The organism is Streptomyces sp. NPDC056503 (genome assembly GCF_042794995.1).
Classification (GTDB): Bacteria; Actinomycetota; Actinomycetes; order Streptomycetales; family Streptomycetaceae; genus Streptomyces.
Genome location: NZ_JBHTST010000065.1, coordinates 1 through 20,647 on the forward strand (window position 1 = coordinate 1; position 20,647 = coordinate 20,647).

The window sequence follows — 20,647 nt, forward strand, 5'->3', positions numbered from 1 at the left end:
CCCGGGGACACCTCCCCCGGGCGCCCGTCGGCGTTTCGGGGCGTCCCCGGGCCCCGGGGACGCCTCTCCCCCGCCCTCGCCGCCTAAGGTAGGACGCATGAACGATCGCATGGTGTGGATCGACTGCGAGATGACCGGGCTCTCGCTGACGGACGACGCACTCATCGAGGTGGCCGCACTGGTCACCGACTCGGAACTGAACGTGCTCGGCGAAGGCGTGGACATCGTGATCCGCCCGCCGGACCGCGCCCTGGAGACCATGCCGGAGATCGTGCGCCAGATGCACACGGCCTCGGGCCTGCTCGACGCGCTGCCCGGCGGCACCACGCTGGCCGACGCGGAGGCCCAGGTCCTCGCGTACATCCGCGAGCACGTGAAGGAGCCCGGCAAGGCCCCCCTGTGCGGGAACTCGGTCTCCACCGACCGCGGCTTCCTCGCCCGGGACATGCCGGCCCTGGAGGGCCACCTGCACTACCGGATCGTCGACGTGTCCTCGGTCAAGGAGCTCGCGCGCCGCTGGTACCCGAGGGCGTACTTCAACAGTCCGGAGAAGAACGGCAACCACCGGGCGCTCGCGGACATCCGCGAGTCCATCGCCGAGCTGCGCTACTACCGCGAGGCGGTCTTCGTCCCGCAGCCCGGCCCCGACTCGGAGACCGCGAAGGAGATCGCGGCCCGGCACGTCGTCCCCGCGGAGTAGGACCTCCGGGAAGGCCCGCTCGCGCACCCGGGGAAAACGTGTGCGCGAGCACCCCTCGGAACCCTGTAGACTTCTTCTCGGCCGGTCGGGGAAACCTTCGGGAAAACCGCCGGTCGTGGTGGGTATAGCTCAGCTGGTAGAGCACCTGGTTGTGGTCCAGGATGTCGCGGGTTCGAGTCCCGTTACTCACCCTGAAGGCCGAGGCCCCGGTTCGGAAGAACCGGGGCCTCGGTCGTTTCGCGTTCCCGGGGGCCAGGGCCCTAGGAACAGGCGAGGACCGCCGGGGGCGGGTTGGTGCCGGTCCAGGAGGCGTTGAAGCCGAAGCTCGTGGAGCCGCCGGCCGGGACCGCGCCGTTGTAGGAGAGGTTCGTCGCCGTCACGGCGGTGCCGGTCTGGGCGACCGTGGCGTTCCACCCCTGGGAGATCCGCTGCCCGGCCGGGTACTCCCAGGCGACCCGCCAGCCGGTCAGCGGGGCGGTGCCGGTGTTGCGGACGGTGACCTGGCCGGTGAAGCCGCCGCCCCACTGGCTCTGCACGGTGTACGTGGCGGTGCAGCCCGCCGGGCCGGGGGGCGTGACCGGGGCCAGGGCCTCGGCGATCCCGGCCCGGGCCGGCTTCGGGTTCAGGCTCTCGTCGTACGGGGTCGCCGCGCCCTGGCCCGGGAAGAAGTCCGGGATCCAGGAGTCGGAGTCGGCGAAGCCCCAGACGGTGAGGCCCGCGCAGCCGGTGACGGCCAGGCAGGCGCGGGTCACGGCCGCGTAGTCCGCCTTCTGCTGGGCGAGCTTGGCGTCGGTGGCCGGGAGGGTCATCCGGATGTCGAGCTCGGTGATCGCCACGTCGACGCCGAGGTCGGCGAAGCGGCGGAGGTTGGCCTCCAGGGTGGACGGGACCTGGCCGAGGATCAGATGGGCCTGGAAGCCGACGCCGTCGACCGGGACGCCCTGCGCGAGGAGCCGCTTGACGAGGGCGTACATGCCGTCGCTCTTGGCTCCGACGCCGTCGGTCGAGTAGTCGTTGAGGTAGAGCTCCGCGGCCGGGTCGGCGGCCCGGGCGGCCCGGAAGGCGTCGCCGATGTACGACTCGCCGAGGGTGGCGCCGAAGACGGACTGGCGCAGGGTGCCGTCCTCGTTCAGCGGCTCGTTGACGACGTCCCAGTGGTCGACGCGGCCCTTGTAGCGGCTCACCTCGGTGGTGACGTGGTCGGTCATGACCGTGCGGAGGGTGTCCGCGGTCCAGGTGCCGTCCGAGACCCAGGAGGGCAGCTGGCTGTGCCAGACCAGGGTGTGGCCGCGGACCCGCTGCCCGTGGGCCTCGGCGAAGTCGACGATCCGGTCGGCGCCGGTCCAGGAGAACTGGCCCCGGACGGGTTCGACGGAGCCCCACTTCATCTCGTTGCCGGGGGTGACCGAGTCGAACTGGGCGGCGGCGGTGTCGGCGTAGGCGCCGGTGAGCTTCCCGCCGGTGACGGCGGTGCCGAGGTAGACCCCCCGCGCCCCGGCGAGCTCCCGGAGCGGGGCGTCCGCGGCGGCCGCGGTCCCGGTCGCGGTGGCGGTCAGGGCGGCGGCGAGGAGCGCCGCGGTGGCGGTCAGGCGGCGGAACACGTGGCACCTCCGAGGGTGAAGGCCGCGGGTACGGGGTTGGTGCCGGTCCAGCTGCCGGTGAAGCCGAAGGAGGCGGCGGCGCCGGCGGCGACGGTGCCGTTCCAGCCGGCGTTCTTCGCGGTGACGGCGGTGCCGGTCTGGGCGGGGGTGGCGTTCCACATCTGGCCGACGGTCTGCCCGGCGGCGAAGGACCAGCCGAGGGTCCAGCCGTTCCAGGCGGTGGTGGAGGTGTTGGTCAGGGTGACGTCGGCCTGGAAGCCGCCCTGCCACTGGTTGGTGATCTTGTAGGCGACCTTGCAGGCGCCGGCGGGCGGGGTGGGCGGGTCCGTGGGGTCCGGCGGGTCGGTGGGGTCCGGCGGGTCCGTGGGGTCCGGATCGGTGCCGCCGGTTTCGCTCGTGTCGCCGTAGAGGATGCCGCGCCCGTTGGTGGCGACGTACACCCGTCCGTAGACCCGCGGGTCGCCGGTGATGGTGGCGCCGGTCCAGCCCCACTGGTGGGCGTCGTCGTTGACCCGGACCCAGGTGGCGCCGGCGTCGGTGGAGCGGAAGATGCCGCGGACGCCGCCGATCTTCGCGCTGGAGTAGAGCGCCGGGTAGGTGGCGTTCGGCGCGGCCTTGCCGAAGCCGATGGCGTCGGCCTGCTCGACGCCGGAGAGGCGGGCGAAGGTGGCGCCGCCGTCGGTGGAGTGCCACAGGCCGTACGTGGCGTCGGGGGCGCCGCCCGCGAGCCAGAGGTCGCCCTTCCTGCCGGGGACTGCCTTGAAGCGGACGTTGCCCTTGGCGGGCAGGCCGGTGGCCTTCGCGGTGAAGGTGAGGCCGCCGTCGGTGGAGGCGTAGAAGGTGCCGCCCTTGAAGCCGTAGAAGGTCTTCGGGTCGACCCGGTCGGACTCGACGGTGGCGCCGGCCGGGATGCCGGTCGAGGCCGTCCAGGAGGTGCCGAAGCCGGTGGCGGCGTGGACGCCGGCGGTGCCCTCGGGGCTCCAGACGAAGCGGCTGCCGTCGGCGGCCGCGGCGACCGTGCCGCCGCCGGTGACGCCCGCGGGCTCCTGTCCGGCGAACCAGTTGGCGCCGTTGTCGGTGGAGAAGGCGACCCGGGGTCCGCCGTCGAGGTGGCCGGAGCGGACCAGCGTGTTCGGGTTGGTCTCGGCGTAGTCGAGGCTGGTCGTCGAGGTGAAGTTCGGGGAGGTGAACATCATCGACGGGACGGCCGACAGGTCGGTGTGGCGGAAGCCGCCGACGTCGCCGAGGGCGCTGATCAGCGGGGCGCCGGAGGGCGGCGCGACCAGGTCGAGGACGGCCGTCTCCTCCAGGCCCTTCACCATCGGCTTGATGGTGAAGTCCGTGCCCGCGTCCCACCGGGTGAGCTCGGTGGTGCCGTAGACCGTGGCACCGGTGCCGTACAGCATCCGGTCCGAGTCGAAGGGGTCGATCTCCAGGGCCTCGGTCATCCAGCCGAGCTTGGGGGTCTGCTCGGGCGGGGTGGGGTTGCCGCCCCAGGTCAGCCACGGCACCGAGGAGACGTCCATGGTGTAGCGGTCGGACCGGTTCGGGTAGGAGGAGTAGTCCCACGCCCTGGTCCAGGTGGAGCCGGAGTCGGTGGTGCGGAAGATCTGGGTGTCGGGCCACCAGGAGCTGTAGGCGGAGACCATGACCGTTCCGGGGTGCTGCCGGTCGACGGTGAGGCCGCTGAAGCCGTGGTAGGTGTCGGCCTCGGCGACGGGGCTGATGTCCGTCCACGCGCCGGTGGCGGTGGCGTACCGCCAGACCTGGCCCTTGCCGCCGTCGTACGGGCCCGCCGTGTCGCTGTACGCGAGGTAGAGGTAGCCGTTCTCGGCGTCGAGGACGCCCTTGTGGGCGAGGTAGCCGGTGGGCTGGCCGGCGAGGCGGGTCCAGGTGGCGCCCGCGTCGGTGGAGCGGTAGACGGCGTTCTCCTTGTCGCCGACGCCGACGTAGATCGTCTTGGTGGCGGTGCCGGCGGTGCCGGTGGACTCGTCGAAGGTGACCCAGACGATGCCCTGCTCGTCGGAGTTGTAACCGCTGGTGTCGGAGGGGTCCTGCCGGTAGTCGCCGGGGTTGGTGAAGGAGGTGACCTTCGCCCAGGTGGCGCCGGAGTCGGTGGAGCGCCACAGGCCGTTGCCGCTGGGGGCGCCGAGGTAGAGGACGCTGTTCTTGTGCGGGTCGACGGCGAGGCGCTCGCCCATGCCGCGGCCCGGCATGTTGCCGCCGATCTTGAAGGGGAGGTCGGCGCGCTGCCAGGTGGCGCCCCGGTCGGCGGAGCGCAGGACGGCGCCCGCGCCGGGGTCCCAGTCGTTGGTGTACGTGCCGACGGCGGCGTACACCCTGTCGGGGTCGGCGGTGTCGGAGGCGAGGGAGACGACGCCGGTGTGGCCCCAGTCGTCCCAGCCGACGTGGTCGAGGAGCGGGACCCAGGCGGAGGCGGCCTGGTCCCAGCGGTAGGCGCCGCCGATGTCGGTGCGGGCGTAGAGGAGGTTCTTCTCGGACCGGTTGAAGACCAGGCCGGGGACGAAGCCGCCGCCGTCGATCCGGACGTTCTTCCAGGTGTACGAGGCGGATGCCGTGGCCGCGGCCGGTGTCGGCGCGGCGGTCTCGGCGGCGCCGGCCGGGAGGGCGCCCGCGAGGAGCCCGCCCGTGAGGGCCAGCCCCGCGAGCCCCGCGAGGAGTCGTGGTCTGCGCATGGGTATCCCGTCGGGAAGTGAAGTATGGGAGCGCTCCCACTATCCGAGTCCTGTCAGAACACGGTCAATACACGGGAACCGTCGAAGACGTTCGACGACCCGGCGTGACCGGTGGGCCGAACGGGTGGCCCGGACCCGGACCCCGGCGCCGCCCCACCGGCCGCCCCGGCACCTCCGCCTACGGTCGGGCCCATGGGGCGGAGGACCGGGACACCACGACAGCGCCGCCGGCGGACCGGCGGCATCCTCGGCCGGGCCCTGGCCGCACTGCTCGCCGCGGCGCTGCTCGGCGGCTGCGCGGACGACCCGCCGGTGCCGCCGGCGGCCGGCGCCGGGGAGGCCGTCGACGGCTCGGGGCGGCCGGTCACGCTCACCGTCGGGGTGTACGGCACCTTCGGGCTCAAGGAGGCCGGGCTGTACGACACGTACATGAGGCTCCACCCGGACGTCGCCATCCGTCAGACCTCCCTCGCCCGCGCCGACGTCTACTACCCGCAGCTGCTCACCCACCTCACGGCCGGCGCCGGCCTCGCCGACGTCCAGGCCGTCGAGGTCGGGAACATCGCGGAGGTGGTCGACACCCAGGCCGGCCGGCTCGTCGACCTGGCCCACGCGCCCGGGGTGCGGGAGAGCGACTTCCTGTCCTGGAAGTGGGCGCAGGCGCGGACGGAGGACGGACGGGTGCTGGGCCTCGGCACCGACATCGGGCCGCTGGCCGTCTGCTACCGCAAGGACCACTTCGCCGCCGCCGGGCTGCCCACCGACCGGGAGGAGGTGGGACGGCTGTGGGCCGGTGACTGGCGGAAGTACCTGGAGACGGGCCGCCGGTTCGCCGAACGGGCGCCGGAGGGCGTGGCGTTCACCGACTCCGCGTCCGGGGTGATGGCCGCCGTGATCTCCGGCGCGAAGCTGCGCTACTACGACGCCGAGGGGCGGCTCGTGGTGGCGACCAACCCGGCCGTGCGGGCCGCCTGGGACCTCGGCGCGGAGTTCGCGGAGCACGGACTGACCGCCCGGCTCCAGCAGTTCACCCCCGACTGGGACCAGGGCTTCGCACAGGGCCGGTTCGCCTCGATCGCCTGCCCGGCGTGGATGCTCGGCTACATCCAGGACAAGGGCGGCCCCGACGGCAAGGGCAAGTGGGAGATCGCGACGGCGCCCCGGCCGGGGAACTGGGGCGGCTCCTTCCTCGTCGTCCCGGCCGCCGGCGGGCACGTCGAGGAGGCGGTCGAACTGGCCGCCTGGCTGACCGCGCCGGAGCAGCAGGCGGTCCTCTTCGAACGGCGGGGCAGCTTCCCGAGCGCCGAGGCCGCCTTCGGCCTGCCGCAGGTGCGCGACGCCCGGCATCCGTACTTCGGGGACGCGCCGGTGGGCCGGATCTACTCGGCGGCGGCCATGGGGGTGCCGGTGGCGCCGGTCGGACCGAAGGACGGCCTGGTGAACACGATCCTGTCCGACACCGGGATGCTCCAGGTCGACCAGACCGGGCGATCGCCGGACTCGGCGTGGCGGGCGGCGATGAAGGCCATCGACAACGCGCTGGACCGGTGAGCGCCATGGCCGAGGAGGTGGTGGAGCGGGTGCTCACGCCGGTGGTGCCGACGGGCCGGGGCCGGCGGGAGCGGCGGGAGCGGCTGGGACGGCTGCGGTCGCGCGCGGCGCCGTACGTGCTGGTCGCGCCGTTCTTCGTGCTGTTCGGGGCGTTCGGGCTCTTCCCGCTGGTGGCGACGGCGTGGACCTCGCTGTTCCGGGTGGAGCTGACGGACCCGGAGGCGCGGGAGTGGGTGGGGCTGCACAACTACGCGCGGCTGGTCACGGACGACTTCTTCTGGAACGCGCTGTCCAACACGGTGCTGATCGGGGTCCTCGCCACCGTCCCGCAGCTGCTGCTGGCGCTCGGCGCGGCGCACCTGCTGGACACGCGGCTGCGCGGGCGGCTCTTCTTCCGGGTGGCGGCGCTCGCCCCGTACGCGACCTCGGTGGCGGCGGCGACGCTGGTCTTCGCGCTGTTCTACGGCCGCGACCAGGGGATGGTGAACTGGGCGCTCGGGCTGGTGGGCCTGGCTCCGGTGGACTGGCAGAACGGGCCGTGGGCGTCGAAGTTCGCGGTGGCGTCGATCGTGGTCTGGCGCTGGACCGGGTACAACGCGCTGATCTACCTGGCGGCGATGCAGACGATCCCGCACGAGCTGTACGAGGCGGCGGCGCTGGACGGGGCCGGGCGGTGGCGGCGGTTCCGGCACGTCACCCTGCCGGGGCTGCGGCCCGCGCTGGCGTTCACCGGGATCGTGTCGACGATCGGGGCGGTGCAGCTCTTCGGCGAGCCGCTGCTCTTCAGCAGCGGGGCGGGCGCGTCGGGCGGCGCCGACCACCAGTACCAGACGCTGGGCCTCTACCTGTACGAGCAGGGCTGGGTGAACCTGCACCTCGGGCGGGCGGCGGCGATCGCCTGGGCGATGCTGCTGCTCCTGGTGGTGGTGTTCGGGGTCGTGCGCCTGCTCCGGGGAAGGGGTGCGCGGTGACGGGGCGGTCGGGCCCGGAGTCGTACGAGCGGGGCGGGTGGGGCACGTATCTGCTCCTCGCGCTCTTCACGGCGGTGTCCGTCTTCCCGCTGCTGTGGACGGCGGTCGCCGCCTCGCGGACGAGCGGGCGGCTCGCCGAGTCGCCGCCGCCGTTCTGGTTCGGGCGGAACCTGCCGCGGAACCTGTCCGTGGCCTGGGGCGAGGGCGGGATGGGCGAGGCGCTGGCCAACACCGCCGTGGTGGCGGGGTCGGTGGCGGTGGGGACGGTGCTCTTCTCGACGCTGGCCGGTTTCGCCTTCGCCCGGCTGCGGTTCCGCCTCCGGGGGCCGCTGCTGCTCCTGGTGGGGGCGACGATGCTGGTGCCCCCGCAGCTCGGGGTGGTGCCGCTGTACCTGCTGATCGCCCGGCTCGGCTGGACCGACCAGCTCCAGGCGGTGGTGCTGCCCTCGCTGGTCTCCGCCTTCGGCGTCTTCTACATGCGCCAGCACCTGCTGGGCGCGCTGCCGCCGGAGCTGCTCGAAGCGGCGCGGATGGACGGGGCGGGGACGCTGCGGGTGGTGTGGCACCTGGTGCTGCCGACGGCGCGGCCGGCGATGGCGGTGCTGGGGATGCTGTCCTTCGTGGCGGCGTGGAACGACTTCTTCTGGCCGGTGCTCGCGCTCACCCAGACGGGCAACCCGACGGTGCAGGTGGCGCTGACCGGGCTCGGCCGGGGCTATGTGCCGGACACCTCGGTGGTGATGGCGGGGGCGCTGCTCGGGACGCTTCCGCTGCTCGTGGTGCTCGCGCTGTTCGGGCGGCAGATCGTGGGCGGGGTGATGCGGGGCGCGGTGAAGGGATGAGGGGGCGGGGATGAAGGGGATGAAGGGGGTGCAGGGACGGAGGGGGCAGCGAGGCAGCAAGGCAGCGAGATCCTCACCCCTCCCCCGCCCGGCTTCGAGCTGCCCCTCTCCGACCTCGTCCTCGCGGTCGGCCGACGGGCCGGCATCATCGAGGCGGGCCGGCTGATCGGCCCCGAGACCCCGGCCGTGCCGGGCCTCGACACCCCGCTCGCCACCCGGCAGGTCTCCCTCACCGACAGGTCGGCGGCCGGCAAGTCCCTGGACCAGCTCAAGGAGATCGTCGCCGAGAAGAACCCGAACCTGGTGATCGTCACCGACGACGTCTACGGCACCTTCGTCCCCGGCTTCCGCTCGGTCGCCGCCGACCTGCCGCGGAACACCCTCCTCGTCTACTCGTACTCCAAGCACTACGGCGCCACCGGCTGGCGGCTGGGCGTCATCGGGCTCAACGACGACAACGTCATCGACCGGATGATCGCCGACCTGCCGGCGGCCGAGAAGGAGCGGCTGGACAAGCGGTACGGGACGCTCTCCCTGGAACCGCGGAGGATCGGGTTCATCGACCGGCTGGTCGCGGACTCCCGGCAGGTCGCGCTCAACCACACCGCCGGCCTGTCGCTGCCGCAGCAGGTCATGATGACGCTGTTCTCGCTCTTCGCCATGCTCCCCGAGGGCCAGGCGTACAAGGAGCGGCTGCGGGCGATCGTGAAGCAGCGGCTCGACCTGCTCCTCGAAGGCGCCCAGATGAAGATCGCCGAGGACGACAAGCGGGCCGGCTACTACATCGAGCTGGACCTCCTCGCGGAGGCCGAGCGCGTCCACGGCAAGGACTTCGCCGACTTCCTGGAGAAGAACTACGAGCCCGTCGACCCGCTGTTCCGGCTCGCCGAGCAGACCGGCGTCGTCCTCCTCAACGGCGGCGGCTTCGACGGTCCCGAGTGGTCGGTCCGGGTCTCCCTGGCCAACCTGGACGACCTCGACTACCTGAAGATCGGCCACCATCTGCGGGCGATCTTCCACGCCTACGAGACCGAGTGGCAGGGCTCCCGGAGCGTCTGACACACGACAAGAGCGTGCCCCGGCCGGAGGTGGGGTGGTCCGGCCGGGGCACGCGGTGTGGGGGGACGGGGTGGCTTCTCGGGGAGGTGCCCGGAGGCGGCCACCCGGAGGCGGTCACCTGGAGGCGGCTACTTGTAGGCGGCTACTTGTAGGCGGCGAAGGCCTTCGTGAAGGCCAGCGGCTGCTGGAGGATCGAGGAGCAGGTGGCGTCCGCGTAATTCACCGCGCCGGCCGCGCACTGCTTGTCCCGGGTCGAGGACCACATCGACAGCCAGCCGAGGCCCTTGGACTTCGCGAAGTCGACCAGCTGGGTGGCGTCGTCGACCTTGAAGACCTCGGTCGTGACGTCGTTCACGCCGATCATGGGGGTGACGGCGACCGCCTTCCAGGCGGCCGCGTCGGAGAGCCCGAGGACGCCCTTGAGCTGGGCCTGGGTCGCGGTCGCCGCCTGGATCGCGTACGTACCCATGTCGGCGCTGTAGGCCGGGCCGTAGTCCATCGCCATGATGTTGACCGCGTCGATCCGGACGCCGTTCCGCTTCGCGTCGGCGAGCAGGCTCACCCCGGGCTGGGTGAGGCCCTCGGGCATCACCGGCAGGGTGAAGGAGACGTTCAGGCCGGGGTGCGACTTCTGGAGCTGGGCGATGGCCTGGGAGCGGCGGGTGTTCGCGGCCGTGTCGGGCAGGGCGGCGCCCTCGACGTCGAAGTCGACCTTGGTGAGCGCGTACTGGTCGACGACCCTGCCGTACGCCTTCGCCAGGTCGGCGGCGCTCGCGCAGTTCAGCGCCAGCTCGTGGCCGGCCGCGCCGCCGAACGAGACCCGCACGTCGCCGCCCTTGGCGCGCAGGGCGCCGATCTGGGCGGCGACCCTGTCGTTCGCCAGCTCGGTGACCCCGCCCCAGAGGGGGGCGCAGGAGCCTCCGGAGGTGATGAAGGCGAGGTTGAACTCCTTCACCCCGGTGGCGGCGGCGGTGGCGAGCAGGTCGTACGCGGGGTAGAGCGAGGTGTCGACGTAGGGGGCGAACCCGGCGCCACCGGCGGGGGCCCCGGTGGGGGTGGGCGTCGGGGTCGGGGTGGGGGTGGGGGTCGGCTTCGGGGGTGTGGTGGCGGTCGCCGTGGCCGTGGGGGTGGGCTTCGGGCCGGTCGTGGCGGTGGCGGTCGGCTTCGGGCTCGCGGTGGCGGTGGCGGTCGGCGTCGCCGTGGCGGTGGGCTGGTCGGTGGGGCGGCCGCTGGGGGTGGGGGCGGGGCCGCCGGCCGAGCAGGCGGCCTTGTTGATGAGGCAGCCGGCCGGATCCCCGGCCTGTCCGGCCGCCGCGGTCACGAAACCGACGGTGACGGACTGGCCGGGGGCGAGCTGCCGGTTCCAGCTCGCGGGCCGCACGGTGACGTGCCGGCCCGAGACGGTGTGGTCGCCGTTCCACAGGGAGCCGATCGTGGTCCCGGCGGGCAGGTCGAACTCCAGCGTCCAGTCGGACTGGGCGGCGGAGGTCTCGTTGGTGATCACGTACTGGCCGGTGTAGCCACCGGTCCAGGAGGAGGTCCTGGTGTAGGCGGCGCCGACGGCGGCGGCCTGGGCGGTACCGGTGAGGGCGAAGACCGTGCCGCCGGTGATCGCGGCCGCGACGACCGCGCCGACGACCTTCGTACGGCCGCTGGTCCTGCGCCGGTGCCCGTTGCTGCCCATGCGTGCTGCCTCCGTGGTGCGGGGGTGTGGGGGTGGGGGGTGTGTGGGGGGATGGGGGGTGCGGTGTGGGGGTGCGGCAGCACGCTAGCGCCCCGGAACCGGACAAATGCCGTACGACGGAAGGAGGTTGGGATTCTTAGGCTCCGCTTAAGGAAGCCATCACCACGGGCAAAGGTTCAGCGCCGAACGGCCTTGCGGCGGCGGGCCGGACGGTGCGAGCGGCGACCCGCGGAGTCGTCGGGGCGGTGGCCGCCGAGCCCGATCCAGATGCGCACCTCCGTGCCGCCGAGGACCGAGTGGCCGATGCGGACGTCGCCGCCGGTGGTCTCGGCCATGCGGCGCACGATGTCGAGGCCGAGGCCCGTGGAACCGGCCCGGGTGCCGCTGTTGCCGCGGGCCAGCGCGGCGTCCGGGTCGGCGATGCCGGGACCCGCGTCGGAGACGAGGACGATGACGGCGTCGTCGCCGTTGTGGACGTCGACGGAGAAGGCGGTGCCCTCCGGGGTGTGGCGGAAGACGTTGCCGAGGAGCGCGTCGAGGGCGGCGGCGAGCTCGGGGCGCGCGACCGGGATCCGTACCGGCCGCTCCACGCCGGCGAGACGGACGAGCCGCCCCTCGTCCTCGGCGAGCGCCGACCAGAACTCCATGCGCTCCCGCACCACTTCGGCCGCGTCGCAGCCCGCGCCGTGACCGGTCTGCGGGGTGGTCTGCGGCTTGGCCTCGCGGGCGGTGCGGATGATGGTGTCGACCTCGCGCTCCAGCTGTTCCACGGCGGCCCGCGTCTGGTCGGCGGCGGGCCCCGAGCCGAGCGAGGCGGCGTTGAGGCGGAGCACGGTGAGCGGGGTGCGCAGCCGGTGGGAGAGGTCGGCGGCGAGCTCCCGTTCGTTGGCGAGGAGCTGGACGACCTGGTCGGCCATGGAGTTGAAGGCGACGGCGGCGGACTTGAGTTCGGGCGGCCCCTCCTCGGCGACCCGGACGCCGAGCCTGCCCTCGCCGAGCTCGTGGGCGGCGCGGGCGAGGCGCTGGGCGGGGCGGACCATGCGGACGCCGAGACGGTCGGCGACGGCGAGGGATCCGACGATCAGGGCGACGCCGACTCCGGCGAGGACGAGCCAGGCGGTGGCGACACCGTTGGTCACCTCGCCCTCGGGGACGAAGAGTTCGACGACGGCGACCTGCCCGGAGCTGAGCGCGGTGGGCTGGAGCAGGGCGTAGCCGCCGGGGACCTCGGCGATGGAGGCGCGCCCGAGGGTGCGGGTGGCGGCCAGTTCGTCGGCGCCGGCGCGGCGGGTGCCGATCTCCAGGGCCTGGCCGTCGGGCGTGGCGGGCGGGACGTGCACGGCGAGCCGGCCCGCGGCGCCGTCCTCGGTGGTGGCGACGGCCTTCTCCAGCTCCGTCCGGTCGGTGGTGATGGCGAGGACCGGGGCGAGCCCGGCGCCGCGCCGCTCGGCGTTGGAGAACGCCCGGTCGCGGGCCATCTCCTTGACGACGAGGCCGAGCGGGACGGCGAAGGCGATCACGACCATGGCGGTGACGGCCAGCGACACCTTGACGAGGGCCCATCTCACGGTCGGCGCTCCCGGCTCACGGCTGCTGCTCCCGGGGCGGTTCCAGCTTCACGCCGACGCCGCGCAGGGTGTGGAGGTAGCGGGGACGGGCGGCCGTTTCGCCCAGTTTCCTGCGCAGCCACGACAGATGGACGTCGATGGTCTGGTCGTCCCCGTAGGCCTGCTGCCACACCTCGGCGAGCAGCTCCTTGCGCGGGACGACCACGCCGGGCCGGCCGGCGAGGAAGGCGAGCAGGTCGAACTCGCGCCGGGTCAGGTCGAGCGGGACGCCGTCGAGTTCGGCCTGGCGGCGCAGCGGGTCGATGGCGAGCCCGCCGACCCGGATCTCCGTGGTCGGCGCGGGCTCCCCGGAGACCGCCCGGGCGCGGCGGAGCACGGCCGCCATGCGGGCGGTGAGGTGCTCGACGGAGAACGGCTTCACGAGGTAGTCGTCGGCACCGGCGTGCAGCAGCCGGACGATCTCCGCCTCGTCGTCCCGGGCGGTCGCGATGATCACCGGTACGTCGGTGATCCCGCGCAGCATCTTGAGCGCCTCGGACCCGTCCAGATCGGGCAGACCGAGGTCCAGGACGACCACGTCGAAGCGGAAATGGGCGACCTCGCGCAGCGCCTCCAGAGCCGTGCCGACGCTCCGTACCGTGTAGGAGGCTTCCGTCAGCTGCCGGATGAGGGCGGAGCGCACGAACTGGTCGTCCTCGACCACGAGCACACTTGCCATGGGCCGCACCGTACGCCATTCGGGGGACACCCCGGTCACTCCGTACCTTCCGGTACGCGCCGGAGCGGCGTGGTGCACTATGGCCCGGATGCGAAGAGGACTCGTTCACGCCCTGGCCTGGTCGCTCGCCACCGGCGCGGCGGTCACGCTCTCCTGGTGGGGAGTGCACACCGTGCTGTCCGGCACCGTCTACGACCCGCCGCGCGCCCTGCCGCTGCCGGTGGGCACGCAGGGGGATCCGGCGCCGGCCGAGACGGCGATCGGCGACCCCGTGACGGCCTCGACGCGCCGGCCGGCGACCACGCCGCCGCCCGTCCCGCCCCCGTCGTCGTCCCCGCCGACCGCGGCCCCTCCGGCGTCCACCCGCCCGGCCGCCCCGTCCCGCACCACCCCGGCGCCGACCGGCGAGCCGCCCTCGCCCGCCGCGGGCGCCTCCTCGGTGAAGAGCTACGCGGTGGACGGCGGCCGGGTCACCTTCGACCTGGGCGAGAGCTCCGCCGAGCTGGTCTCGGCGACCCCGGCGTCGGGCTGGCAGATGCAGGTGTGGAAGCAGCCGACGTGGATCCGGGTGACCTTCACCCAGGGCGGTCGCGAACTCTCGGTGTTCTGTCTCTGGCACGACTCGGCGCCCCGGGTGCAGATCGAGGAACGCGCGGTCTGAGAGGCCGCCCGGCTCAGCGGAAGACGGACGGCGGGGGCGCGGGCGAGGCCTTCGCGGTGGCGTCGGTGACGGGGGTGGCGCCGCCGGTGAAGTCGGCGAGGGCCCGGCCGTGTTCGACCCGGCCGGGGTGCGGGTCGGTGGCGACCCGGCGGGTGAGGTCGGCGACGGGGAGCTCCCGGCCGGAGGCGACGAGGACCGCGTTGCCGAAGCGGCGGCCGCGCAGCACGGTCGGGTCGGCGATCAGGGCCAGCTCGGGGAAGACCCCGGCGGCGGTGGCGATCTGGCCGCGGAGGTGGGCGAGCGGCGGGCCGTCGGCGAGGTTGGCGGCGTACGTGCCTCCGGGCCGCAGCGCGCGCCGCACCTCGTCCAGGAACTCGGTGCTGGTGAGGTGGGCGGGGGTGCGGGCGCCGCGGAAGACGTCCGCGATGATCAGGTCGGCCCAGCCGTCCGGGACCTTGGCGAGTCCGGCGCGGGCATCGACGGCGCGGACCCGGATCCGGGCGCCGGGGTCGAGCGGCAGCTCGCGGCGGACGAAGCGGACGAGGGGTTCGTCGATCTCGACGACCTGCTGGGTGGAGCGGGGGCGGGTCGCGGCGACGTACCGGGCGAGGGTCAGGGCGCCGCCGCCGAGGTGGACGGCCTGGAGGGGGCGGCCGGGCGGGGCGGCGAGGTCGGCGACGTGGCCGAGCCGCCGCTGGTACTCGAAGGTGAGCGCGGCGGGGTCGTCGAGGTCCACGTGGGACTGCGGGGCGCCGTCGAGGAGCAGCGTCCAGGCGCGGGGGCGGTCGCGGTCGGGTATCAGTTCGGCGAGCCCGCCGTCGACGGTCTCGGAGACGGCGTCGGCCGCCCGCTCGCGCTGCTTGTTCCTGGCCATCCGTCCATTATCGGCGCGACCGGGACGCGGCGTTCAGTGACAGCCGTCGGCCGCCTCGATGAGGCGGGCCGCCTCGCCGAGGGCACGGCGCAGCACGGCGGGGTCGGTGACCGGGCCGGTGTCGCCGGGAGGCAGCAGCCAGCCGGCCGGGCGGGGGGCGTCGCCGGCCGGCTCGGGCAGTTCGGGCAGTTCGGGGAGGCGCAGGCCGCGCCCCGAGGTGCGGGTGCAGGCGCTGCCGGGGAGGTCCCAGGCGGCGGCGGTGCCGGGCGGGACGAGGAAGCCGAGGGTGTCGCAGGCGCCGTCGTGGAGGACGGGTCCGACGGAGGGGGCGCCGCGGCGGCGGAGGATGTCGACGGCCTCCAGCCCCTGCCGGGCGGGCACGGTCACCAGGTCGCAGGGCTCGTCGGCGCCGGCGCGGCCCGGGGTGCCGGCGGCCTCGGCGGTCGTAGCGGTCGTCGCGGTCGTCACGGTCGTCTCGAAAGGCGCGGCGTTCTCGGACATGGACCCCTCCTCGCTTCCCAGAGGAGACACGTTCCGTCTCTCCCATACGGTTCAACGCCCGTGCGCGTCAACGGCTACGGCGGCACGCCGCCGCAAAGGATGGCAGTTCATGGCAGATCACAGGCGAGATATCCGATTTGTAGCCAAACTCAGCGTAGGCATCTGGTCACAGCAGGTACGTTCATGCCGCCGGAACACCCGGCAGCACCAGGAGAGGGCTCGGCCATGGCCATGTCACGGGCAGTTCCCAATCTCGCCTTCCGACGGCTCCGCGGACAGCACTCCCCGGCGGAGTTCGCCGCCACGGTCCGCCGGGCGGCGCGGGAGATCGGCGAACAGGTCGCGTGCGACGCCCGCTACATCGGGCGCGTGGAGGCGGGTGAGATCCGCTGCCCGAACTACGCGTACGAGCGGGTCTTCCTGCACATGTTCCCCGGCCTCACCCTTGCCGACCTGGGTTTCTCTGCGCGGGAGGCGGTACGCGGCCGACGGCAGGCCGCCCCGGCCGGGGCCTCGGGGCCCCCCGCCCTCCCGACCCGGAACGATGAGGAGAGCGACGTGCTGCGTCGCGCATTCATGACGAGCGGCACCGCCACCCTGGCGGCCGTCTCCTGGGGCCTCGGCGGCACCGCCGCGGCGATCCCCAGCCCCCGCGGCTCCCACCGCATCGGCGAGGCCGAGGTCCTCGCCGTCGAGGACGCCGTACGGCGCATCCGCCTGCTCGACGACCGGCACGGCGCCGACGGGCTCTACAAGGTCGCCGCCCAGCCGCTCCGCACCGCCTACTGCCTGCTCGACCAGGGCACCGCCACCCGCCGCTCCACCGAGGACCGGCTGCTCGCCGGCGCCGGCGAACTGTCCCTCTCCGTCGGCTGGCTCGCCCACGACTCGGGCCGCCACGAGGACGCCCGCTCCCACTACGCCGAGGCCCTCGCCACCGCCCGGGTCTCCGGGAACGCGGCCCTGGAAGCGCACGCCTTCTGCAACACCTCGTTCCTCGCCCGCGACACCGGCCGCTACCGCGAGGCCGTCCGCGCCGCCCAGGCGGGACTGCGCGCCGCCGACCCGCTCGGCTCCTCCCGGCTGCTCGCCCTGCTCTCGCTGCGCGAGGCCGCCGCCTGGGCCGGACTCGGCGACCGCTCGGCCGCCGAGGAGTGCCTCGGCCGCGCCCACGAGCACTTCGACCGCGGCCACGCCGAACACGACCCCGAGTGGATGTCCTTCTTCGGCGAACCCGAGCTGGAGGCGCTGGAGGCCCACTGCTGGGCCGCCCTCGGCGACTGGAGCCGCGCCGCCCGCCACTCCTACCGCGCCACCGTCCTCCAGCACCCCCGCTTCGCCCGCAACCTCGCCCTCTACCGCGCCCAGCTCGCCGGCAACCTCGCCCGCGCCGGCCGCCGCGACGAGGCCGAAGCGGAGGCGCGACGGGTGGAGGACTCGCTGGACGGGATCGCGTCGGCCCGGATCAGGGGACTGCTGGCCGAGACTCGACTCATCCTTACGGGTGTGTGAAAGACGGGTGGGCGAAAGCGGGGATACCGGATCCGATGTCCGGTATCCCACGGCCGACGGCCTTCTGGATCCGGGATCCGGGATCCGGGATCCAGAAGACTGTCTCCTGACTACGGGATCCAGAAGGCCGTCTCCTGGATCCGGGATCCCGTCCGGGCTCAGCCCTCCAGGTGCCCCGTGTCGTTCCAGCGCTCGATCGCCGGAGCGCCGTACGCCCAGCCGAGGACCGACAGGCTCGTCGGGTCGAGGCGGATGCGGGCGGCGAAGGAGACGTGCTCGCCGAGCCAGCGGGCGCCGATCGAGCGGAGGATGTGGCCGTGGGCGAAGACCAGCACGTCCCGGTCGGCCGAACGCGCCCACTCCACGACCTCGTCGGCGCGGGCCGACAGCTGGTCGAGGGACTCGCCCTCCGGGACGGCGTCGCGCCAGATCAGCCAGCCGGGGCGGAGCTCCTGGATCTGGGGCGGGGTGAGGCCCTCGTAGGCGCCGTAGTCCCACTCCATCAGGGCGTCCCAGGGCTCGGCGCGGTCGCCGAAGCCGGCCAGGGCGCAGGTCTCGCTCGCCCGGACCAGGGGGCTGGTGCGCACCTCCACGCCGGGCAGTCCCTGCCAGGGGCCCCGGTGCAGGCGCTCGCCGAGCAGCTTGGCGCCGCGCCGGCCCTCGTCGAGCAGCGGGATGTCGGTCCTGCCGGTGTGGCGTCCGAGGAGCGACCACTCGGTCTGGCCGTGTCGGGCGAGCAGGATGCGCGGTGCCATGGGCGGGGCTCTCCAGAGATTGCGCGGATGCGGATACGGGGGGGACCGGGCGCCCTTCCGGCGGCCGCCTGTCCGGCGGGTGTCCTTCCGTCGGGTGCCCTTCCGGGGGGTCGCCTCCCATCATCGCGCAGGTGGCCCCGGCGCGAACTCCCGGTGTCCCCGGGCCGGAACGCCCCCGCGTTGTCAGTGGCGGATGGGAGACTTCCGCGCGTGAGCGCATCCCTGGACGACGGCGGGTCACGGCCGCCGCAGACGACCGACCCCGTGCCGACCCCGGCGAGCCGGCGCAGGACGCGGGAGAGACTCGCCGAGCTGCGCGGCCCGGCCGTCCCACCGCGCCCGCTGGACGCCCGGGCGCTGGCCGCGCTGGCGGCGAACCCGGGGTGCAGGCGCCGCGCGCTGCTCGACGGCGCCGGGGTCGACAAGGGGGCGCTGGCGTCGCGGCTCGGTTCGCCGGCGCCGTTCGGCCAGTCGCAGTTCGCGATCGTGCGGGGCAACAGCTTCGAGGCGAAGGTGAAGGCGGACGGCGGACGCGAGCTGCTGCGACTGCTCGGCGTCGAGGACCCCGGGGCCGTCTCCGTACCCGACCTGTCGGCGGCCGGGCCCGAGGGGCGGACCGCGCGGACCGCGCTCGCGCTGCGCGAGGCGACCGCCGGCGACGGGTGGACGCTGCTCGACCATCCGCTGCTGACGCTGGAGGTGGCGGGCTCCCCCGTGCACCTGGAGCCGGACGCGGTGGTCGTGGACCCGGCCGGCCGGTGGACGGTCGTGGAGATCAAGTCGTTCCCGATGATCGACGGGGCGGCGGACGCGGCGAAGGTGGGCGCGGCGGCCCGGCAGGCCGCGGTGTACGTGCTGGCCCTCGAACGGGTGGCGGCGCTCACCGAGGGGGCCGAGGTCCGGCACACGGTGCTGCTCGTCTGCCCGAAGGACTTCTCGAACCTGCCGACGGCCTCCGCGGTGGACGTGCGCAAGCAGCGGGCGGTCACCCGGCGGCAGCTGGAGCGGCTGACCCGGATCGAGGAGATCGCCGACGCGCTGCCGGAGGGGCTGAGCTTCGACGTGCGGGGCTGCTCGCCGGAGGAGCTGTCGGCGGCCGTGGAGGCCGTCCCGCACGCCTACGCGCCGGAGTGCCTGGCCGCCTGCGAGATGGGGTTCCACTGCCGGTCGCGGGCCCGGGAGGCGGACGCGGTGCAGACCCTCGGCCGTTCGGTCCGGGGCGAGCTGGGCGGGCTGACCACGGTCGGCGCGGTGCTGGCCGCCGCGCGGGGGGAGGCCGGCGACCCGGAGGACCCGGCGGTCGTGGCGCTGCGCCGCGCCCGGGCCCTGCGCCAGGAGGCGCTGGACGGGGCGGGGGCCGCCGCATGTCGCTGATCGCGCACCTGGCCCGGATGGAGGCCGTGGAGGCCGGCCGGGCGCAGCCCCTGGCGACCGTCCGGCACCGGCACCTCGGGGAGCGGCCGCTGGTCCTGGTGCCGCTGACCACCGCCGGCGAGGCGGGCGCCCCGCTCGGCGCCCTGGTCGGCACCGATCCCGAGGAGCCGCGGCTGCTCGTGGTGCCGCAGCCCCGGGACCGGGAGCTGCGGTTCGCGTTCCTCGCCGAGCTGGCCGAGGAGGTGCTGCCGTACGTCGACGGGTTCACGGACGCGGTCGAGCCGGTGGAGCGGAAGGACCCGGCCACCGGGGAGAAGGTGCGGGTCGAGCTCTGTCTGGACGCGCCGCAGCTGGTCGTGCCGAGCCGGGCCGGGATCGAGTACGTACGGCTCCTGGGGCGGTCGACGCGGTTCCGGCGGACCGCCGAGCAGGACCCGGACACGCCGTATCCGGCGCCGCCGCGCGTGCCGCTGCTCGGCCGCTGGCTGACCCACTACGGGGAGCGGGCCCGGGTCCCCGGCTCGTCGCTGCTGCTCGCGGCGACCGATCTGCTGAACCGGCACTGGGCCACCGGCCAGTCCTCCCTGGAGGACCAGCACCTGGGGGCGCTGCTCGCCTGGATCGACCGGTCCGGCGGCCCGGGTGCCGAGTCCGGCGCCCGGGCCGCGTACCGCGCGGAGCTGGGGCGGGACGCCCGGGGGCAGCTGCTGTGCCCGCCCGCCGGGCCCGCGACCGACCCGGCCTTCGACAACCAGCTGCTCGCGCCCGCCATCGAGGCGTACGACCGGGCCCGGCAGGCGGTCGGCGCCGCCGAGGACGGCGAGACGGCGGACGCGGCCCTCGCCGGCCTGCACCGGGCCGAGCGCGAGGTCCGCGGGCTGGTCGCCTCGCAGCTGAAGCCGGTCTGGGACGCGACCTGGCGGGCGCTCGGCCTGCTGCGGGAGCTGCCCGAGGGGGCGCGGGTCGCCGACCGGTGGACCCGGGACCGCTGGTCCTTCACCGCGCACCGGGACCGGATCACGGCCGGGGAGCCGCCGCAGCCCCGTCGCGACGACGCCGTGACCGCCGCCGCGAAGCTCGCCGCGCGCGAGCAGGCGCAGGGGCAGCTGGACGCCCAGGAGGCCCTGGACGACCCGCTGGTGCTGGCCGGGCGGCGGCTGGCGGGCGAGGCGTTCACCGCCGAGGTCGCCGAGGTGACCATGGCGTGGACGGAGTCGAAGCGGCCCGCGCCGCGCCCGCTGCTCACGGTCCGCACCGAGGACCGGCCGCATCTGGACACGGGTGTGCGGGTGTACCGCTCGCTGGACGGCAGGCCGCAGTCGGCGGAGTTCGTGGCCCGCGAGGAGGACGGCTCGCTGGTGCTGCGGCTGCTCGACAAGATGGGCCGGGCGAAGGAGCCGGCGGAGGGCACGGTGCCGGAGAAGGGCGAGCGGATCGCCTGGACGCTCTTCGAGCACGACCAGCGGGTGGGGCCGAAGCTGCCCGACCCGGAGGAGACGCCGTGGACCCACGGCGGCCCGCCGCGCCACGCCGACACCGCCGAGCTGCCCGACGCCGTGACCTCCGAGGACCTGCTGTGA

The 20,647-nt window shown here is 74.4% G+C and carries 16 protein-coding genes, 1 tRNA gene and 1 pseudogene; 10 read left to right on the forward strand and 8 right to left on the reverse strand.

The features are described from left to right. The first annotated feature begins 97 nt into the window (after nt 1–97). Together orn and ACFQ8C_RS20360 are read left to right on the forward strand one after the other, a co-directional pair. Complete coding sequence (gene orn, locus ACFQ8C_RS20355; protein WP_169084502.1) at nt 98–700, forward strand: oligoribonuclease; 603 nt, start codon at nt 98–100, stop codon at nt 698–700. A gap of 118 nt (nt 701–818) precedes the next feature. Further along, a tRNA-His gene (locus tag ACFQ8C_RS20360) sits at nt 819–891 on the forward strand. Nucleotides 892–960: 69 nt separating this feature from the next. Here the strand turns inward: ACFQ8C_RS20360 and ACFQ8C_RS20365 are convergent. Together ACFQ8C_RS20365 and ACFQ8C_RS20370 are read right to left on the reverse strand one after the other, a co-directional pair. Then, nucleotides 961–2,301 (reverse strand): endo-1,4-beta-xylanase, encoded by a 1,341-nt coding sequence (locus ACFQ8C_RS20365; protein WP_383459290.1) that lies wholly within the window; start codon nt 2,299–2,301, stop codon nt 961–963. Further along, a complete protein-coding gene (locus ACFQ8C_RS20370; RefSeq protein ID WP_383459293.1) occupies nt 2,286–4,997 on the reverse strand; it encodes a cellulose binding domain-containing protein in 2,712 nt (903 codons plus the stop codon). The genes ACFQ8C_RS20365 and ACFQ8C_RS20370 overlap by 16 nt, the downstream gene beginning before the upstream one ends. Nucleotides 4,998–5,189: 192 nt before the next feature. Here ACFQ8C_RS20370 and ACFQ8C_RS20375 point away from each other — a divergent pair, with 192 nt between their 5' ends. The 4 genes and pseudogenes from ACFQ8C_RS20375 to ACFQ8C_RS20390 form a co-directional block, all read left to right on the forward strand. After that, on the forward strand, nt 5,190–6,548 hold the full coding sequence (locus ACFQ8C_RS20375; RefSeq protein WP_383459295.1) for an ABC transporter substrate-binding protein: 1,359 nt from the start codon (nt 5,190–5,192) through the stop codon (nt 6,546–6,548). A 5-nt stretch (nt 6,549–6,553) separates the two neighbouring features. After that, nucleotides 6,554–7,519: a carbohydrate ABC transporter permease gene (locus tag ACFQ8C_RS20380; protein WP_383459298.1), complete on the forward strand. Its 966-nt coding sequence runs from the start codon at nt 6,554–6,556 to the stop codon at nt 7,517–7,519. Beyond that, nucleotides 7,516–8,361: a carbohydrate ABC transporter permease gene (locus tag ACFQ8C_RS20385; RefSeq protein ID WP_383459301.1), complete on the forward strand. Its 846-nt coding sequence runs from the start codon at nt 7,516–7,518 to the stop codon at nt 8,359–8,361. The genes ACFQ8C_RS20380 and ACFQ8C_RS20385 overlap by 4 nt, the downstream gene beginning before the upstream one ends. A gap of 150 nt (nt 8,362–8,511) precedes the next feature. Next, a pseudogene (locus ACFQ8C_RS20390) lies at nt 8,512–9,420 on the forward strand (bifunctional aspartate transaminase/aspartate 4-decarboxylase); the annotation flags it as partial. Between the two features lie 142 nt (nt 9,421–9,562). Here ACFQ8C_RS20390 and ACFQ8C_RS20395 read toward each other — a convergent pair. The 3 genes from ACFQ8C_RS20395 to ACFQ8C_RS20405 all read right to left on the reverse strand — a co-directional run bounded on the left by ACFQ8C_RS20395 (nt 9,563) and on the right by ACFQ8C_RS20405 (nt 13,390). Then, entirely contained in the window at nt 9,563–11,104 is a 1,542-nt protein-coding gene (locus tag ACFQ8C_RS20395; RefSeq protein ID WP_383459304.1) for a cellulose binding domain-containing protein, read from the reverse strand. 176 nt (nt 11,105–11,280) lie between these two features. Continuing rightward, complete coding sequence (locus ACFQ8C_RS20400; protein ID WP_383459307.1) at nt 11,281–12,672, reverse strand: sensor histidine kinase; 1,392 nt, start codon at nt 12,670–12,672, stop codon at nt 11,281–11,283. Nucleotides 12,673–12,688: 16 nt separating this feature from the next. Further along, nucleotides 12,689–13,390, reverse strand: coding sequence for a response regulator transcription factor (locus ACFQ8C_RS20405; RefSeq protein WP_383459310.1), 702 nt, complete (start codon nt 13,388–13,390; stop codon nt 12,689–12,691). Between the two features lie 79 nt (nt 13,391–13,469). Between ACFQ8C_RS20405 and ACFQ8C_RS20410 the strand changes: the two genes are divergently transcribed. After that, nucleotides 13,470–14,051: a hypothetical protein gene (locus ACFQ8C_RS20410; RefSeq protein ID WP_383459313.1), complete on the forward strand. Its 582-nt coding sequence runs from the start codon at nt 13,470–13,472 to the stop codon at nt 14,049–14,051. A gap of 13 nt (nt 14,052–14,064) precedes the next feature. On the opposite strand, the gene ACFQ8C_RS20415 is transcribed toward ACFQ8C_RS20410, so the two are convergent. Together ACFQ8C_RS20415 and ACFQ8C_RS20420 are read right to left on the reverse strand one after the other, a co-directional pair. Continuing rightward, entirely contained in the window at nt 14,065–14,925 is an 861-nt protein-coding gene (locus ACFQ8C_RS20415) for a spermidine synthase (protein WP_383459316.1), read from the reverse strand. Nucleotides 14,926–14,958: 33 nt separating this feature from the next. Further along, nucleotides 14,959–15,426: a hypothetical protein gene (locus tag ACFQ8C_RS20420; RefSeq protein ID WP_383459317.1), complete on the reverse strand. Its 468-nt coding sequence runs from the start codon at nt 15,424–15,426 to the stop codon at nt 14,959–14,961. A gap of 225 nt (nt 15,427–15,651) precedes the next feature. Between ACFQ8C_RS20420 and ACFQ8C_RS20425 the strand changes: the two genes are divergently transcribed. Next, nucleotides 15,652–16,938 carry a tetratricopeptide repeat protein gene (locus tag ACFQ8C_RS20425; protein WP_383459320.1) on the forward strand — a complete coding sequence of 429 codons (1,287 nt, stop codon included), beginning with the start codon at nt 15,652–15,654 and terminating at the stop codon, nt 16,936–16,938. A 158-nt stretch (nt 16,939–17,096) separates the two neighbouring features. Here the strand turns inward: ACFQ8C_RS20425 and ACFQ8C_RS20430 are convergent, their stop codons facing one another. Next, complete coding sequence (locus tag ACFQ8C_RS20430; RefSeq protein ID WP_383459322.1) at nt 17,097–17,693, reverse strand: histidine phosphatase family protein; 597 nt, start codon at nt 17,691–17,693, stop codon at nt 17,097–17,099. A gap of 210 nt (nt 17,694–17,903) precedes the next feature. Between ACFQ8C_RS20430 and ACFQ8C_RS20435 the strand changes: the two genes are divergently transcribed. Both ACFQ8C_RS20435 and ACFQ8C_RS20440 read left to right on the forward strand, forming a co-directional pair. Next, nucleotides 17,904–19,067, forward strand: a complete 1,164-nt coding sequence (locus ACFQ8C_RS20435) for a hypothetical protein (RefSeq protein ID WP_383459328.1) — start codon at nt 17,904–17,906, stop codon at nt 19,065–19,067. Continuing rightward, the gene (locus ACFQ8C_RS20440) at nt 19,058–20,647 is read left to right on the forward strand and encodes a hypothetical protein (RefSeq protein ID WP_383459330.1); all 1,590 of its coding nucleotides are present in this window, start codon (nt 19,058–19,060) and stop codon (nt 20,645–20,647) included. Before ACFQ8C_RS20435 ends, ACFQ8C_RS20440 begins: the two co-directional genes overlap by 10 nt.

Bases quoted from the DNA above. Each gene is read 5' to 3' on its own strand.
- orn (WP_169084502.1), top strand. From the start codon at position 98: ATGAACGATCGCATGGTGTGGATCGACTGCGAGATGACCGGGCTCTCG.
- ACFQ8C_RS20370 (WP_383459293.1), bottom strand. From the start codon at position 4,997: ATGCGCAGACCACGACTCCTCGCGGGGCTCGCGGGGCTGGCCCTCACG.
- ACFQ8C_RS20375 (WP_383459295.1), top strand. From the start codon at position 5,190: ATGGGGCGGAGGACCGGGACACCACGACAGCGCCGCCGGCGGACCGGC.
- ACFQ8C_RS20380 (WP_383459298.1), top strand. From the start codon at position 6,554: ATGGCCGAGGAGGTGGTGGAGCGGGTGCTCACGCCGGTGGTGCCGACG.
- ACFQ8C_RS20395 (WP_383459304.1), bottom strand. From the start codon at position 11,104: ATGGGCAGCAACGGGCACCGGCGCAGGACCAGCGGCCGTACGAAGGTC.
- ACFQ8C_RS20405 (WP_383459310.1), bottom strand. From the start codon at position 13,390: ATGGCAAGTGTGCTCGTGGTCGAGGACGACCAGTTCGTGCGCTCCGCC.
- ACFQ8C_RS20410 (WP_383459313.1), top strand. From the start codon at position 13,470: ATGGCCCGGATGCGAAGAGGACTCGTTCACGCCCTGGCCTGGTCGCTC.
- ACFQ8C_RS20415 (WP_383459316.1), bottom strand. From the start codon at position 14,925: ATGGCCAGGAACAAGCAGCGCGAGCGGGCGGCCGACGCCGTCTCCGAG.
- ACFQ8C_RS20420 (WP_383459317.1), bottom strand. From the start codon at position 15,426: ATGTCCGAGAACGCCGCGCCTTTCGAGACGACCGTGACGACCGCGACG.
- ACFQ8C_RS20425 (WP_383459320.1), top strand. From the start codon at position 15,652: ATGGCCATGTCACGGGCAGTTCCCAATCTCGCCTTCCGACGGCTCCGC.
- ACFQ8C_RS20430 (WP_383459322.1), bottom strand. From the start codon at position 17,693: ATGGCACCGCGCATCCTGCTCGCCCGACACGGCCAGACCGAGTGGTCG.
- ACFQ8C_RS20440 (WP_383459330.1), top strand. From the start codon at position 19,058: ATGTCGCTGATCGCGCACCTGGCCCGGATGGAGGCCGTGGAGGCCGGC.